Origin of the sequence: Propioniciclava sp., from assembly GCF_029977985.1 — a bacterium.
GTDB lineage: Bacteria > Actinomycetota > Actinomycetes > Propionibacteriales > Propionibacteriaceae > Propioniciclava.
On the sequence record NZ_JARKOT010000099.1, the window covers coordinates 52348 to 67637 of the forward strand.

The window sequence follows — 15290 nt, forward strand, 5'->3', positions numbered from 1 at the left end:
ATGGCGACGCGCACCGACATCCCGGCCCTCCTCGTGCTTGAGGACGGCAGGGCGTTCCGGGGGGTTTCCTTCGGCGCGACCGGCGAGACGTTCGGCGAGGCCGTGTTCTCGACCGGCATGTCCGGCTACCAGGAGACCCTCACGGACCCGAGCTACCGCCGCCAGGTCGTCGTGGCCACCGCGCCCCACATCGGCAACACCGGCTGGAACGACGAGGACGACGAGTCGCGCCAGGTGTGGGTGGCGGGGTACGTGGTGCGCGACGTGTCGCGCGTCCGGTCGAACTGGCGCAGCAACCGCAGCCTCGACGAAGTCCTCGCCGAGCAGGGTGTCGTCGGCATCGCCGAACTGGACACCCGCGCCCTCACGCGGCATCTGCGCGAGCGCGGGGCGATGCGCGTCGGCATCTCCACGACCGAGCTGGACGCCAACCGCCTGCTCGCGCGCGTCCTCGAACAGCCGCCCATGGCGGGCGCCAACCTCGTGGCCGACGTGACCACCGCGGAACCCGTGGTCGTGCCCGCGCAGGGCACCAAGAGGTTCACCGTGGCGGCCCTGGACCTCGGCATCAAGGGGATGACGCCCGAACAGATGAGCCGCCGGGGCATCGAGGTGCACGTGCTGCCCGCCGACACGACCCTGGCCGACATCGCCGCGCTCGGGGCCGACGGGGTGTTCTTCTCCAACGGCCCGGGCGATCCCGCCGCCGCGCACGCCGCCGTGGCCCTCCTCACCGACGTGCTGGACGCCGGCCTGCCGTTCTTCGGCATCTGCTTCGGCAACCAGCTGTTCGGGCGCGCGCTGGGTTTCGGAACCTACAAGCTCAAGTACGGGCACCGCGGCATCAACCAGCCCGTCATGGACCTGCGCACCCGCAAGGTCGAGATCACCGCCCAGAACCACGGGTTCGCGGTGGACGCCCCCCTCCACCGGCCCACGCCGACCCGGTGGGGCGAGGCCCGGGTGAGCCACGTGTGCCTCAACGACAACGTGGTGGAGGGCCTGGAGCTCACCGACGCCGACGGTCGTGTCCTCGGCTTCAGCGTCCAGTACCACCCGGAGGCAGCCGCCGGGCCGCACGATGCCAACTACCTGTTCGATCGCTTCGTGGACGTGATGGAAGCGCACCGCACCGAGGAGAACGCCTGATGCCCGCTCGGACCGACATCCACTCGATCCTCGTCATCGGTTCCGGCCCCATCGTCATCGGGCAGGCGTGCGAGTTCGACTACTCGGGCACTCAGGCGTGCCGGGTGCTGCGCGAGGAGGGGTTCCGGGTCGTCCTCGTGAACTCCAACCCGGCGACGATCATGACCGACCCGGAGTTCGCCGACGCCACCTACATCGAGCCGATCACCCCGGAGATGGTCACCAAGGTCATCGAGATCGAGCGGCCGGACGCCATCCTCGCCACCCTCGGCGGCCAGACCGCCCTCAACATGGCCGTCGCGCTGCACGAATCGGGCGTGCTGGCGAAGTACGGCGTCGAGATGATCGGGGCGAGCTTCGAGGCGATCCAGTCCGGCGAGGACCGGGAGAAGTTCAAGGAGATCGTCAACGGCCTCGACATCCCCGGAGCGAAGCCCGAGTCGGCCCGGTCGGTCATCTGCCACACACTCGACGACGTGCTGGGGGCAGCGGCCGAGCTGGGCTACCCGCTCGTCCTGCGGCCGAGTTTCACCATGGGCGGCGTCGGCTCCGGGTTCGCCCACGACGAGGCCGAACTCCGCGAGATGGCGGCCATCGGGCTGGCGGCCTCCCCGGTGACCGAGGTGCTGGCCGAGGAGTCGATCCTCGGCTGGAAGGAGTACGAGCTGGAGGTGATGCGCGACAAGGCCGACAACGTCGTCATCATCTGCTCCATCGAGAACTTCGACCCGATGGGCGTCCACACGGGGGACTCCATCACCGTCGCCCCGGCGATGACCCTCACCGACCGCGAGTACCAGGCGATGCGCGACGTGGCCATCGCCGTCATCCGCGCCGTCGGCGTCGACACGGGCGGCTGCAACATCCAGTTCGCGATCAACCCCGACGACGGCCGCATGGTCGTCATCGAGATGAACCCGCGGGTCAGCCGGAGTTCGGCGCTGGCGTCCAAGGCGACGGGCTTCCCCATCGCGAAGATCGCCGCGAAGGTGGCGGTCGGCTACACCCTCGACGAGATCCCGAACGACATCACGGCCGAGACGCCGGCGTCCTTCGAACCGGCGCTCGACTACGTCGTCGTCAAGGTGCCGCGGTTCGCGTTCGAGAAGTTCCCCGGCGCCGAGGACACGCTGACCACCCACATGAAGTCGGTCGGCGAGGCGATGGCCATCGGCCGCAACTTCACCGAGGCGCTCAACAAGGCGCTCCGCTCGCTGGAGGACCCGCGAGCGCCGTTCGACTTCGCGACCCCCGTCGCCGAGCCGCTGAACGCGTTGCTGGAGGCCGCCGCCCGCCCCCACGACGGCCGGCTCGCCGCCCTGATGAAGGCGATCCGGGCGGGCGCCAGCGTGGAACAGCTGCACGAGGCCACCGGCATCGACCCGTGGTTCTGCGACCAGCTGCTGCTCATCGCGGAGGTCGCTGCCGCGGTGCGGGACGCCGACGCCCTCACCCCCGACCTGCTGCGCCGCGCCAAGCGGACCGGACTCTCGGACGCCCAGATCGCGTCCCTGCGCCACACGACGGACGACGTGGTGCGGGGCGTCCGGTGGGCGCTCGGCATCCGGCCCGTCTTCAAGACCGTCGACACGTGCGCTGCCGAGTTCGCCGCCCGGACGCCCTACCACTACAGCTCCTACGACGCCGAGACCGAGGTGGCCCCGCGCACCAAGGAGGCCGTCCTCATCCTCGGCTCCGGCCCGAACCGCATCGGGCAGGGCATCGAGTTCGACTACTCCTGCGTTCACGCCGCGATGGCCCTGCGCGAGGCGGGGTACGAGGCGATCATGGTCAACTGCAACCCCGAAACCGTGTCGACCGACTACGACACCTCGGACCGGCTCTACTTCGAACCGCTCACCCTCGAGGACGTCCTCGAGATCTACCACGCCGAACAGGCCGCCGGGCCCGTCGCGGGCGTGATCGTGCAGCTGGGTGGGCAGACGCCTCTCAAGCTGGCCCAAGCGCTCAAGGACAACGGCGTGACCATCGTGGGGACGCCCCCCGAGGCCATCAACCTCGCCGAGGAGCGCGGCGCGTTCGGTGACGTCCTCACCAGTGCCGGGCTACCCGCGCCGAAGTACGGCATGGCCCAGTCGGCGACCGAGGCCATCGAGATCGCGAACCGCATCGGCTACCCCGTCCTCGTGCGGCCGAGCTACGTGCTCGGCGGCCGAGGCATGGAGATCGTCTACGACGACCACAGCCTGACCGAGTACATCGAGCGGGCCACGTTCATCACGCCGCAGGCGCCGGTCCTCGTCGACCGGTTCCTCGACGACGCGATCGAGATCGACGTGGACGCCCTCTTCGACGGCGACGAACTCTACGTGGGCGGTGTCATGGAGCACATCGAGGAGGCCGGCATCCATTCCGGCGACTCGGCGTGCTCGCTGCCGCCGATCACCCTCGGTGCCGACGTCATCGAGCGCATCCGGGTCTCGACCGAAGCGATCGCCCGCGGCGTCGGCGTCCGCGGACTCATCAACATCCAGTACGCGCTGCAGTCCGACGTGCTGTACGTGCTCGAGGCGAACCCGCGGGCGTCCCGCACCGTGCCGTTCGTGTCGAAGGCCACGGCGACGCAGCTCGCCAAGGCGTGCGCACGGGTCATGCTGGGCGAGTCGATCGCCGACCTGCGCGCCGTCGGCGTCCTGCGCCCCAGCGGCGACGGTGCGACCGACCTGGCCGGCGCACCCATCGCGGTCAAGGAAGCCGTGATGCCGTTCAACCGGTTCCGCACGGCCGACGGGGCGTCGGTGGAGTCGTTGCTCGGCCCGGAGATGAAGTCGACCGGCGAGGTCATGGGCCTCGACGGCGACTTCGGTGTCGCCTTCGCCAAGAGCCAGACCGGCTCGTACGGCGGCCTGCCCAAGGGCGGCACCGCGTTCATCTCGGTGGCCAACCGCGACAAGCGGCACGCGATCTTCCCCGTCAAGCGCCTCTCGGACCTCGGGTTCACGATCGTCGCGACCGCGGGCACGGCGCAGGTGCTGCGCCGCAACGGCATCGCGGTCACCGAGTTGCGCAAGGCGAACGCGGGCGAGCCCGACGACGGCCGGCGCAGCGTCCTGGACGCCATCCTGGGCGGCGAGATCGACTTGATCTTCAACACGCCGCAGGGCGCAGGCGCCGGCGGCGAGCCGCGCCGCGACGGCTGGGCGATCCGCTCGGCGGCCATCCTGCGGGACATCCCGTGCATCACGACCGTCCAGGGGCTCGCGGCCACCGTGCAGGGCATCGAGGCGGCGCAGGCGGGCGAGATCGGCGTCCGGTCGCTCCAGGCCTGGAACGCCGACATCACGGCCGAGGTAGCGGGGGAGCGCGGGTGAGCCTGCGCGAGCGCATCGTGGCGGCCGGCTACGACCGTGCGCTGCGGCCGCTCCTCTTCTCGTCCCACGGCGGCGATCCGGAGAAGATCCACGAGGACATGATCGCCGCGCTCGCTGCACTCGGCGGTCTGCCTGGCCTCCGCGACGCCGTCGGTGCGCTCACCCGAACCGACGCGACCCCGGTCGAGGTAGCGGGCATCCGGTTCCCCGGCCGCGTCGGCCTAGCCGCAGGCATGGACAAGGAGGGCCGCGCCGCCCGCGCGTGGCAGCACCTCGGCTTCGCCTTCGCGGAGCTGGGCACGGTGACGGCGCTGCCCCAGCCGGGCAACCCGAGGCCGCGCGTGTTCCGGGCGGCGGCATCCGGAGGGCTCGTCAACCGGATGGGGTTCAACAACGACGGGGCGCTCGCCCTGGCCAACCGGCTCGCCGTGGGCGGAATCTTCCGCGGCAACGGCCGGGCGGGTATCCCGCTCGGCATCTCCATCGGCAAGTCGAAGGCCGCCGCGCTGGACGCCGCCGTCGCCGACTACCTGCTGTCGCTGCGCACGGTGACGCCGCACGCCGACTACGTGGCCGTCAACGTGTCCAGCCCCAACACGCCCGGCCTGCGGTCGCTGCAGGACGCCGGCGCCCTCGCCGACCTGCTCGGCGCCCTCGTCGCCGAAACCCGCGCGCTGGCGCACGGCGTCGCGCCCACACCCGTCTTCGTCAAGATCGCCCCCGACCTCACCTGGCCGCAGATCGACGAGGTGCTCGCGACGGCGACGGACGCCGGCGCCGCCGGCCTGATCGCGACCAACACGACGCTGGGTCGGGCCGGCCTCGCGCCCGCCGACGCCCATCTCGCCGCCGAGGCCGGCGGACTGTCCGGCCGGCCCCTCACCGCCCGGGCTCGGGAGGTGGTGGCCTACGTGGCCGCGCACACCGGCCTGCCCGTCATCGGTTCCGGCGGTGTCATGACCGCCGAGGACGCCTGGGCTCTCCTCGACGCCGGGGCGTCGTTGGTGCAGCTCTACACTGGCTTCATCTACGCCGGACCCGCGCTGATCGGCGCGATCAACGCCAGGAGGTAGCCACCGTGGGAACGTATCGCCAGCGGCTGCGCCAGGTCACCGCCGAGCGGGGCAACCTGTGCGTCGGGATCGATCCGCACCCCGGGGTGCTGGCGGCGTGGGGGCTACCGGCCACGGCGTCCGGGTTGGAGCAGTGCGCCCGCGGCATCATCGAAGCCCTGGGCGATCGCGTGGCCGTGTTCAAGCCGCAATCGGCGTTCTTCGAAGCCCATGGGTCGGCCGGCGTGGCCGTTCTCGAGCGGGTGCTGGCCGACATCAGGGCCGCTGGGGCGCTGTCGATCGTGGACGCCAAGCGCGGCGACATCGGCTCGACCATGGCGGCCTACGCGGCGGCCTACCTCACCGACGGGTCGCCGCTGGCCGGCGACGCGCTCACCGTCTCGCCCTACCTGGGTTTCGGCTCTCTGCTGCCGGCCTTCGAGGCCGCCGTGGCGTCCGACCGGGGCGTGTACGTGCTCGCGCGCACCTCGAACCCCGAGGGCGGGCAGGTCCAGCTGGCGCTCGGCCGCGAGGGCTCCGTCGTCCAGGAGATCATCGACGCCGCCCGCGCGTTCAACGCGTCGGCGCGGACGCGCGCGATCGGCCTGGTCGTCGGCGGCACCCACGCGTCGCTGGGCTGCGACGTGTCGGAATTCAACGGGTCGATCCTCGTCCCGGGGATCGGCGCCCAGGGGGGCGACGTCGCGGACCTCCCGCACCTCTTCGGCGCGGCCTTCGAGCAGGTGCTGCCGATGGTGGGCCGCGCGATCATCGGCGCTGGCCCTGGCGTTCCTGAGATGCGCGAGCGAGTCCGTGCATTCACGGCACACTGATTGCTACCCTTTCGGGTGATGTGCCGACTATGGTTGGCCTCAGTTCACTAGCAGTTTCACCGATGACGGAGCCGACGTGTCGATACCCCAACTCACCACCGAACAGCTTCAGGCCGCCCGTGCGGCCGCCACCCAGGCGCGCCGCGTCCGCGCCGACCTCAAGGCGAAGGTGCGCACCGGCGCGCTGTCGCTCTCGGAGGCGCTCGACACCGCCGCCGCCGACGAGATCCTCGCCCATGTCAAGGTCGTCGACCTCCTCAAGTCCCTGCCGCGCGTCGGCGAGAAGCGCGCCACTGCTGTCATGGAAAGGCTCGACATCGCCCCGAACCGCCGCGTGCGCGGGCTCGGCCGCCACCAGGTGGCCGGCCTGAAGGCCGAGTTCAAGTGAGCCTGGGCATCACAGTCATCTCAGGCCCCGCAGGGGTCGGCAAGGGGACTGTGGTGTCCGAGCTACGGCGGCTCCGTCCGCAGGTGTGGGTGTCCGTGTCCGCCACGACTCGCCCGGCTCGGCCCGGCGAGATCGACGGCGTCCATTACCACTTCCTCAGCGAGGAAGCCTTCGACACGCTGGTCGCCACGGGCGGGCTGCTTGAGTGGGCGGTCGTGCATGGGAAGCATCGCTACGGCACGCCGGCCGCTCCCGTGTTGGCGGCGGCCGCGCAGGGCAAGCCGGTGATCCTGGAGATCGACCTTGCCGGAGCGCGTCAGGTCCGCGAACGTCTGCCCGACGCCTTCTCGATCTTCCTGGCCCCGCCCGACTGGGACACCCTCGTGGGGCGGCTGTCGGGCCGGGGCACCGAGACCTCCGCCCAGGTGGAGCGCCGGCTACGCACCGCGAAGGTCGAACTGGACGCCGCGAGCGAGTTCGACGCGATCGTCGTGAACGACGATTTGGGGGCGACCGTGACAGAACTGGTAAGGTTGATGGGCTTGTGACCACATCCACACCCGAAGAGGTTGACGTTTGAGCACGCATGTTCCCGAGGGGATCACGAACCCCCCGATCGATGAGCTCCTGACCAAGGTCGACTCGAAGTACCGCCTCGTTCTCTTCGCCGCCAAGCGCGCGCGCCAGATCAACGCCTACTACAGCCAGCTCGGCGAAGGCCTGCTCGAGAACGTCGGCCCCCTGGTCGACACCACTGTGCAGGAGAAGCCGCTGACCATCGCCCTGCGCGAGATCAACGCCGACCTGCTGGAGTGCGCCGAGCTCGATCCCGAGGCCGAGGCGGAGGCGCGCGCGGCCGCGGAGTCCGACCCCGACTTCGGCTTCGACGCGTTCGATCCCGACGAGCTCGCCTGAGCTCGGCCGCCATCCGGGTACCCCGATGAGCCGGATCGTGCTCGGCGTGGCCGGGGGGATCGCCGCCTACAAGGCCTGCGAGGTCCTCCGGCGGCTCTCGGAGGGCGGTCACGAGGTGACCGTGGTGCCCACGGCGAACGCGCTGGCGTTCGTCGGGGAGACGACGTGGGCCGCCCTGTCGGGGCGTCCGGTCGCCACCAGCGTGTTCGAGACCGTCCACGAGGTGCCCCACGTCCGGATCGGCCAATCGGCCGACCTCGTCCTGGTGGCTCCCGCCACCGCCGACCTGCTCGCCCGGGCGGCGTCCGGCCGGGCCGACGATCTGCTCACCAACGTGCTGCTGACTGCCCGCTGTCCGGTGCTCATGGTGCCGGCGATGCACACGGAGATGTGGCAGCACCCGGCCACCGTCGCCAACGTCGCCACGCTGCGCGAGCGGGGGGTCGTCGTGCTCGATCCGGCCCACGGCCGCCTCACCGGGGCCGATTCCGGTCCCGGACGCCTACCCGAGCCGGTCGACATCGTGGCGGTCGCCACGTCGCTGCTCGATCATCCCGGCACCGTCGAGGCCGTGCGGACGCGTGACCTCGCCGGGCGGCGGGTGGTCGTGAGCGCCGGCGGCACCCATGAGGCGCTCGACCCCGTCCGGTTCCTCGGCAACGCGTCCAGCGGCAAGCAGGGCATGGCTCTGGCCCGGGCGGCGGCCCTGCGCGGGGCGTCCGTGACGCTCGTGGCCGCGCACGTCAGCGCGCCGCTGCCGAGCGGGATGGAGGTTGTGCGCGTGTCCTCCACGGCCGAGCTGGCCGACGCGATGACCGCGGCGGCGGCGTCCGCGGACGCGATCGTCATGGCCGCAGCACCGGCCGACTTCACGCCCGCCCAGCCGAGCCCCGGCAAGATCAAGAAGGACAGCGACAGCGGCCTGAGCGTCGCGTTCGTCCAGACCACCGACGTGCTCGCCAGGCTCAGCCACCACCGGCCGCGCCGGCAGGTCATCGTGGGTTTCGCCGCCGAGACCGCCGCTGACCCAGCCGAACTCGTCGAACTCGGCCGCGCCAAGCTGGCCCGGAAAGGCTGCGACCTGCTCGTGTGCAACAACGTGAGCGGCGGGGCTGTCTTCGGCGCCGACTCCACCACCGTGACGATCGTGGACGCCTCCGGGGTCGTGGGCGAAGCGACCGGCGACAAGTCGGTCGTCGCGCATCACATCTGGGACGCCGTGTCCGAGAAGCTGCAGAAGGGGAGCAACCGTTGAGCCGTCTGTTCACGTCCGAGTCCGTCACCGAGGGGCACCCTGACAAGGTGGCCGATGCGGTGAGCGACGCCGTCCTCGACGCGCTGCTCGCCGAGGATCCGCGCTCACGCGTCGCGGTGGAGACGTTGGTCACGACGGGCACCGTGGTGGTGGCGGGCGAGGTCTCGACCGAGGCGTACGCCGACATCGCGGGGATCGCGCGCGAACGCATCTGCGCCATCGGCTACGACCATGCGGGGGCGTCGTTCGACGGCCGCTCGTGCGGCGTGCTGGTGTCGCTTGGCAACCAGAGCCCCGACATCGCCCAGGGCGTCGACCGTGCCGAAGAGACCCGCGAGGGCACCGGCACCGACGTCCTCGACACCCAGGGGGCCGGCGACCAGGGGCTCATGTTCGGCTACGCCTGCACCGACACGCCCACCTTCATGCCCCTGCCGATCGACATCGCGCACCGGCTCGCGGAGCGGTTGGCGCTCGTGCGTCGGGAGGGGATCCTGCCGTGGGTGCTGCCCGACGGGAAGACCCAGGTGACGGTCGAGTACGACGGCGTCCGCGCCGTCCGGGTCGACACCGTCGTCGTGTCGACCCAGCACACCGAGGACGCCTGGCGCGACGGCACCATCAAGTCGGCCCTCGTCGAGAACGTCATCAACCCCGTGCTCGCCGGCTACGAGATCGGCTCGGCCGACAAGAAGACGTACGTGAACCCGACGGGCAAGTTCGTCATCGGCGGCCCGATGGGCGACGCCGGACTGACGGGTCGCAAGATCATCGTGGACACCTATGGGGGCATGGCCCGCCACGGCGGCGGCGCGTTCTCGGGCAAGGACCCCTCGAAGGTCGACCGGTCCGCGTCGTACGCGATGCGCTGGGTGGCGAAGAACGTCGTCGCGGCGGGGCTCGCGGAGCGCTGCGAGGTGCAGGTGGCCTACGCCATCGGCCGGGCGCACCCGGTCGGGTTCTACACCGAGTGCTTCGGCACCGAACAGGCGCCGGTCGAGCAGATCAACGAAGCGGTGCTCCGCGTGTTCGACCTGCGGCCCGCCGCGATCATCCGCGACCTCGACCTGCTCCGGCCGCTCTACTCGCTGACCACGAACTACGGTCACTTCGGGCGCGAACTGCCCGAGTTCACCTGGGAGCGCACCGACCGCGCCGACGCCCTCGCCGCGGCCGTCCGCGGCTGAGGCGTCTGGGGCGGCCCCTAGGATCGGGGCCATGCCGGACGCCGTCGCCTCACCCCCGCGCATCGCGCGCGTGGCCGTCGACGTGCCGCTGGCGCACCTGGACCGTCCGTTCGACTATCTGGTCGGCGACGAGGGCGCGGCAGCCGTGCGTCCCGGCGTGCGGGTGCGGGTGCGGTTCGCAGGCAAGCTGCGCGACGGCTACGTGCTCGAGGTGGGGGACTCCACCGATGTCGATGCCCGTCTGGCACCCCTCGAGAGGCTGACGTCGCCCGAGGTCGTCCTGACCCCGGAGGTGGCCCGGCTCGTGCGGGCGGTCGCCGACCACTGGGGCGGCACGTTCTCCGACGTCGTCCGGCTGGCCGTGCCCCCACGGCACGCGACCACCGAGAAGGCCGAGCGGCTGCCGCGTCCGGTGCCGGTAACCGATGCTCCTCCCGTGGTTCTGCCGCGCTACCCGGGCGGCGACCGCTTCCTCGCCGGCCTGCGGGCCGGCGAGCCGCTCCGCGCGGCCTGGAACCCGGTGCCTGTGCACGGCCCGGCAGGGGACTGGCCCGGCGGCCTCCTCGATGCGGTGGCCGCCGCACTGACGGCGGGCCGCGGCGCGATCGTGGTGGTGCCGGACGCCGACGCCCTCGCTCCGCTGGAGGCGGCCTGCACCCGGCGGTTCGGGGCGGGGACGTTCGCGGTGCTCACCGCCGAGTCGGGACCGGCCGCCCGCTACCGCAACTTCCTCGCCACGAGCCGCCGCGACGTGCGGCTGGTGCTCGGCACCCGGGCGGCGGTGTACGCGCCGGTGGCCGATCTCGGGCTCGTCGTCGTGTGGGACGAGGGCAACGATGCGCTCGCCGAGCCGCGAGCGCCGTACCCGCATACGCGGGAGGTCGCCGTGCTGCGAGCGGCCCACGAGCGGTGCGGGCTGCTGCTCGCCGGGCATGCGCGCTCAGCCGAGGTGGCAGATCTCGTCGAGCGGCAGTGGATCGTGCCGATCGCGCTGCCGGCCACCCAGGCCCGGCGCCTCGGCCCGGCGGTGCGGGTCGCCGCCGACACCGACCTCGCCCTGGAGCGCGACCCGGCTGCGCGGGCCGCGCGCCTGCCCCACGACGTCTTCGCCGCGGTGCGTGCCGGGCTGGCGTCCGGGCCGGTCCTGCTGCAGGTGCCCCGCGCCGGGTACGCGCCCAGTCTCGCCTGCCAAGCCTGCCGGACGCCGGCCCGCTGCCCCCACTGTTCCCGGCGCCTGCGCGGCGAGCGCGGGCGAGACGGCGTCGCGGTCGTGTGCGCCACGTGCGGTCCCGTGCGGCCGTGGGCGTGCCCCGCGTGCGGCGACACCCGCCTGCGCGCGCCGCGCGTCGGCGTCAGCCGCACGGCCGAGGAACTGGGCCGCGCCTTCCCGCAGGTGCGCGTCGTCACGTCGTGGTCGGGCCATCTGGTCCGCTCCGTCGGCGAACAACCGGCGCTCGTGCTGGCCACGCCGGGCGCCGAGCCGCATGCCGAGGCCGGCTACGCCGCGGCCGTCCTGTTGGACACCCCGCTCATGCTCGGCCGTGCCGACCTGCGCACGGCAGAAGAGGCGCTCCGCCGGTGGCTCGGCGTGTGTGCGCTGGTCCGCCCGGCGGCCGAGGGCGGCACGGTGCTCGCGGTCGGCGAGCCCGACGCACGCGCCCTGCAGGCTCTCGTCCGGCTGGATCCCGCCGGCTTCGCCACCCGCGAGCTCGCTGAGCGGCGGGAGACGCGCTTCCCGCCCGCTGCACGGCTCGTCACGCTCGACGGTGCGGCCGACACCTTGGCGCAGGCCGAGGCCGCCTGGCGCGGGGTGCCGGGGGTCGAGCACTTCGGCCCGGTTCCGCTCCCGGACGAGGACGCCGAACGCCTCACCCTGCGGTGCCCGCCGGCGCACGGGGCGGCGCTGGTGGCGGCGCTGCGCGAGGTCCTCGCCGAGCGCGCGGCGCGCAAGGCGCCGGGCTCGCTGCGGCTGCGGGTCGACCCGGTGGCGATCTGAAACCGGGTAGGAGAGATCAGCGCCGGTGGTGGCGGGTCGTGACTTCGTGCGCCAGCGTCGCACCGCGCCGGGCGAGTTCGTCGGCGATCCAGCCCCGCACCGCGCGGGTCGTGGCGGCGTCCTCGCAGCGGACCTCGACCGCCCCGATCTCGAGGTCGTCGGAGGAGACCAGAGCGAGATAGTCGTCGACGCGCGAGGCCCAGAAGGCGGCGTCCGTCTCGAGCGGCGGGACGTCGATGGCCGTCAGCTGACCGCCCGTGCCGGGCAGGACGGCGGCGATGCCGACGACGCGGCCGTCTTCGGTCGTGACGTCCAGGTGGCCGATGGCCGGACCGATGGCGTCGGGGGAGCGCAGAATGCGCCAGGAGACGAGCAGGTTCGTCACCTCGCGGCCCACCACCGTGACCAGGTGCGGGTGCCGGACGCCGCGGGCCGCGTTGATCGCGCGGGCGCGTGCCCGGGCATGAAAGGCGCCGACGAGACCGATCGCCCAGAACACGAACTGGGTCGCCATCGCCCAGCGGAAGGCTCGCTCGGAGTAGCCGCCGAGCGCGTCCACGACGAAGCCGATGACCTGGATGTTCAACAGACCCGCGGCGAAGCCGCCGACGATGACCATGCCGGACGCCGCGCCCGCGCGGCTGCGCGGGCTGGCGGTGCGGGTGACGTCGAAGCCGATGCTGGACCCCGGTCCCGCGGCGGCGATTCCGATGACGAGGATCGCCAGCATCCAGACCGGAGGAATGCCTGGCCACAGGGTGACCACGAGCCAGGGCACCATCGCGAGCAGCGACAACGAGACGGCGATGCTCGTGCGGTGCAGCACGGCGCGGCTGGACAGGCCACTGGCGAGCAGAGCGAACGGGATGCCGGCGACGACGAAAAGGCTCATGAGGCCCGATGCCACGGACTGGCTGTAGCCGAGGCCGCCCATCAGGTAGGGGTAGGCCCACATGAGGGCGAAGACGCTCGACCAGAAGGCGCAGGTCCAGTGCAGCCAGAAGCCGAGCTGGGAAGCCGGGTCGCGCACGACGCGATGCAGCTGCTCGGCGACCGACAGGGCGGGCTCGCCGCCGGACTGCTCGGCCCGCTCGGGCTGCGGCGCGTTGCGCAGGATCGCTGCCACGACGAGGGCGATCACCGCCGAGACGGCGGCCGCGGAGGCGAAGGCGGGCGTCCAGCCGGCGGCGCCGAGCACGGCCGCGAACGGGATCGCGCTGAGGATCTGGCCGGACTGGCCGAGGATGCCGATGGACTGGTTGAGGAGCGGAACCCGCGCCGGGCTGAACCACGCGGGCAGCATGCGCAGGATCGGCCCGAACGTGAGCGCGTCGCCGGCGCCCACGAAGATGCGGCCGATGATGGCCGAGCCGATGTTGGTGCTCAGCGCCAGGTCGACCTGGCCGATGCACATGAGCACCGCGCCGGTGGCGAGCACGGTTCGCGTGCCCAGCCGGTCGGCAAGGATGCCCGCGGGGATCTGCATGCCCGCGTAGGTGAGCATCTGCACGACCACGAAGAGGCTGACGAGCGAGGCGCCGGAGTCGAACCGTTCGGCGGCCTCGACGCTCGCCACACCGAACGAGCTGCGCTGCATGACGGCCACCGTGTAGGCCGCCAGCGCGATGGCCCACATCGCCCAGGCCCGCGGCGAGTCGACGCCTGCCCTCGTCGTCCCCTCGACTCTCACCCTCCCCATGATGGACCTGCCCGCGCGGCGCGGCACTGAATCGCTACAAATTGCCGTGCGTACGACCGGGCATAGGGTGGCGCTGTGCGTCTCGTCCTTGCCGGTACGCCGGCCGTCGCCCTGCCCACTCTGGACGCCCTCGCGGCCTCCGGACACGAACTGCTCGCGGTCGTCACCCGGCCGGACGCCCCCCGTGGCCGCTCGAAGCGGCCCGTCGCGTCGGCCGTCGGGCAGTGGGCCGAGGCCCACGGCGTCCAAGCCCTCAAGCCGGCGCACCCGCGCGACCCCGAGTTTGTCGCCGCCCTCACCGCGTTGGCTCCCGATGCCTGCCCCGTCGTCGCGTACGGGGCTCTCGTGCCGCAGCACGTGCTCGACATTCCCCCGTTCGGCTGGATCAACCTGCACTTCTCGCTGCTGCCACGCTGGCGCGGGGCGGCGCCGGTGCAGCACGCGATCATGGCGGGCGACACCGAGACCGGGGCCACGACGTTCCGGCTCGTGCAGGCGCTCGACGCGGGCCCGGTGTACGGGACGCTCCGGCGCCCGCTGGACGGTTCGGAGACCGCCGGAGCCCTGCTGGACGAGCTGGCCGCGGCGGGTGCCGGGCTGATGGTCGAGACCCTCGATGCGCTCGGCACGACCGAACCCACCGAGCAGGACGCCGCAGGGGCCACCTTGGCGCCGAAGATCACGGTGGCGGACGCCCGGCTGGACTGGACCCGTCCGGCCCGCGACCTCGACCGGCACATCCGCGGCTGCTCGCCCGAGCCGATGACGTGGACCGAGATGGACGGCGTCCGCCTCAAGGTGGCCTATGCCCGGCCAACCGACGAGACCGGCCTCGCGCCGGGCGCGTTGGCGGTGGAGAAGCGACGCGTGCTGGTGGGGACGGGAACGACGGCGCTCGAACTCGTCCGGGTGCAGCAGCACGGCAAGAAGGAGATGACCGCCGCCGACTGGGGACGCGGCCTGCACGCGGTTCCCACCGGGTTCGACGGCACCCGCTGATGCCGCACGCGAAGCTGCGCCGGCGGCGTCCGGACGCCCCACGCCGCACCGCCTACCGGATCGTCCGGGCCGTGACCGCCGGCGGCGCGTACGCGAACCTCGAGACCGCGAGGGTCTTGGGGGAATCCCGACTGGAGGCCCGCGACGCCGCGTTCGTCACCGAGCTGGTGTTCGGCACATGCCGGCTGCAGGGCACCTACGATGCGATTCTGGCGGCCGCGTCGGGACGGGAGGGCTTCGATGCCCCCTTGCGGGACGCACTGCGCTTGGGAACCCATCAGCTGCTGTCGATGCGGGTGCCGGCGCACGCGGCGATCGGCGCGAGCGTCGATCTGGCCGCGGCGGAGGTGGGGGAGAAGGTCGCCGGGTTGGTCAACGCGGTCTTGCGCAAGGTGTCGGCCCGAGACCTGGCGGGTTGGGTGGACCTGCTCAGCGCCGGTCTGGACCCCCTCGACGCGCTCGCCCTGCGCACCCACCACCCGCGC

At 72.4% G+C, this 15290-nt stretch carries 13 protein-coding genes; 12 read left to right on the top strand and 1 reads right to left on the bottom strand.

The window, feature by feature from the left end; genetic code table 11:
* The 10 genes from carA (at nucleotide 1) to Q1K57_RS06755 (ending at nucleotide 12107) form a co-directional block, all read left to right on the top strand.
* Complete coding sequence (gene carA / locus Q1K57_RS06710) at nucleotides 1-1149, top strand: glutamine-hydrolyzing carbamoyl-phosphate synthase small subunit (protein WP_300080208.1); 1149 nt, start codon at nucleotides 1-3, stop codon at nucleotides 1147-1149.
* Nucleotides 1149-4481 (top strand): carbamoyl-phosphate synthase large subunit, encoded by a 3333-nt coding sequence (gene carB / locus Q1K57_RS06715; protein ID WP_300080210.1) that lies wholly within the window; start codon nucleotides 1149-1151, stop codon nucleotides 4479-4481. The genes carA and carB overlap by 1 nt, the downstream gene beginning before the upstream one ends.
* Nucleotides 4478-5554, top strand: a complete 1077-nt coding sequence (locus Q1K57_RS06720; RefSeq protein WP_300080212.1) for a quinone-dependent dihydroorotate dehydrogenase — start codon at nucleotides 4478-4480, stop codon at nucleotides 5552-5554. The genes carB and Q1K57_RS06720 overlap by 4 nt, the downstream gene beginning before the upstream one ends.
* A 5-nt stretch (nucleotides 5555-5559) precedes the next feature.
* Complete coding sequence (pyrF, locus tag Q1K57_RS06725) at nucleotides 5560-6366, top strand: orotidine-5'-phosphate decarboxylase (protein WP_300080214.1); 807 nt, start codon at nucleotides 5560-5562, stop codon at nucleotides 6364-6366.
* A gap of 76 nt (nucleotides 6367-6442) precedes the next feature.
* Nucleotides 6443-6754 (top strand): integration host factor, actinobacterial type, encoded by a 312-nt coding sequence (mihF, locus tag Q1K57_RS06730; protein WP_300080216.1) that lies wholly within the window; start codon nucleotides 6443-6445, stop codon nucleotides 6752-6754.
* A 2-nt stretch (nucleotides 6755-6756) separates the two neighbouring features.
* Entirely contained in the window at nucleotides 6757-7302 is a 546-nt protein-coding gene (gene gmk / locus Q1K57_RS06735; RefSeq protein ID WP_300080257.1) for a guanylate kinase, read from the top strand.
* A gap of 28 nt (nucleotides 7303-7330) precedes the next feature.
* A complete protein-coding gene (rpoZ, locus tag Q1K57_RS06740) occupies nucleotides 7331-7669 on the top strand; it encodes a DNA-directed RNA polymerase subunit omega (RefSeq protein WP_300080231.1) in 339 nt (112 codons plus the stop codon).
* 25 nt (nucleotides 7670-7694) lie between these two features.
* Complete coding sequence (gene coaBC / locus Q1K57_RS06745) at nucleotides 7695-8924, top strand: bifunctional phosphopantothenoylcysteine decarboxylase/phosphopantothenate--cysteine ligase CoaBC (protein WP_300080233.1); 1230 nt, start codon at nucleotides 7695-7697, stop codon at nucleotides 8922-8924.
* The gene (metK, locus tag Q1K57_RS06750; RefSeq protein WP_300080235.1) at nucleotides 8921-10111 is read left to right on the top strand and encodes a methionine adenosyltransferase; all 1191 of its coding nucleotides are present in this window, start codon (nucleotides 8921-8923) and stop codon (nucleotides 10109-10111) included. Before coaBC ends, metK begins: the two co-directional genes overlap by 4 nt.
* A 31-nt stretch (nucleotides 10112-10142) precedes the next feature.
* The gene (locus Q1K57_RS06755) at nucleotides 10143-12107 is read left to right on the top strand and encodes a primosome assembly protein PriA (protein WP_300080237.1); all 1965 of its coding nucleotides are present in this window, start codon (nucleotides 10143-10145) and stop codon (nucleotides 12105-12107) included.
* A gap of 16 nt (nucleotides 12108-12123) precedes the next feature.
* Here the strand turns inward: Q1K57_RS06755 and Q1K57_RS06760 are convergent, their stop codons facing one another.
* Entirely contained in the window at nucleotides 12124-13797 is a 1674-nt protein-coding gene (locus tag Q1K57_RS06760) for an MFS transporter (RefSeq protein ID WP_300080239.1), read from the bottom strand.
* 84 nt (nucleotides 13798-13881) lie between these two features.
* On the opposite strand from Q1K57_RS06760, the gene fmt reads away from it, so the two are divergent.
* Together fmt and Q1K57_RS06770 are read left to right on the top strand one after the other, a co-directional pair.
* Nucleotides 13882-14805, top strand: a complete 924-nt coding sequence (gene fmt / locus Q1K57_RS06765; RefSeq protein WP_300080241.1) for a methionyl-tRNA formyltransferase — start codon at nucleotides 13882-13884, stop codon at nucleotides 14803-14805.
* On the top strand, nucleotides 14805-15290 hold a 486-nt coding region (locus Q1K57_RS06770), incomplete at its 3' end, for a transcription antitermination factor NusB (RefSeq protein WP_300080243.1). The genes fmt and Q1K57_RS06770, both read left to right, overlap by 1 nt.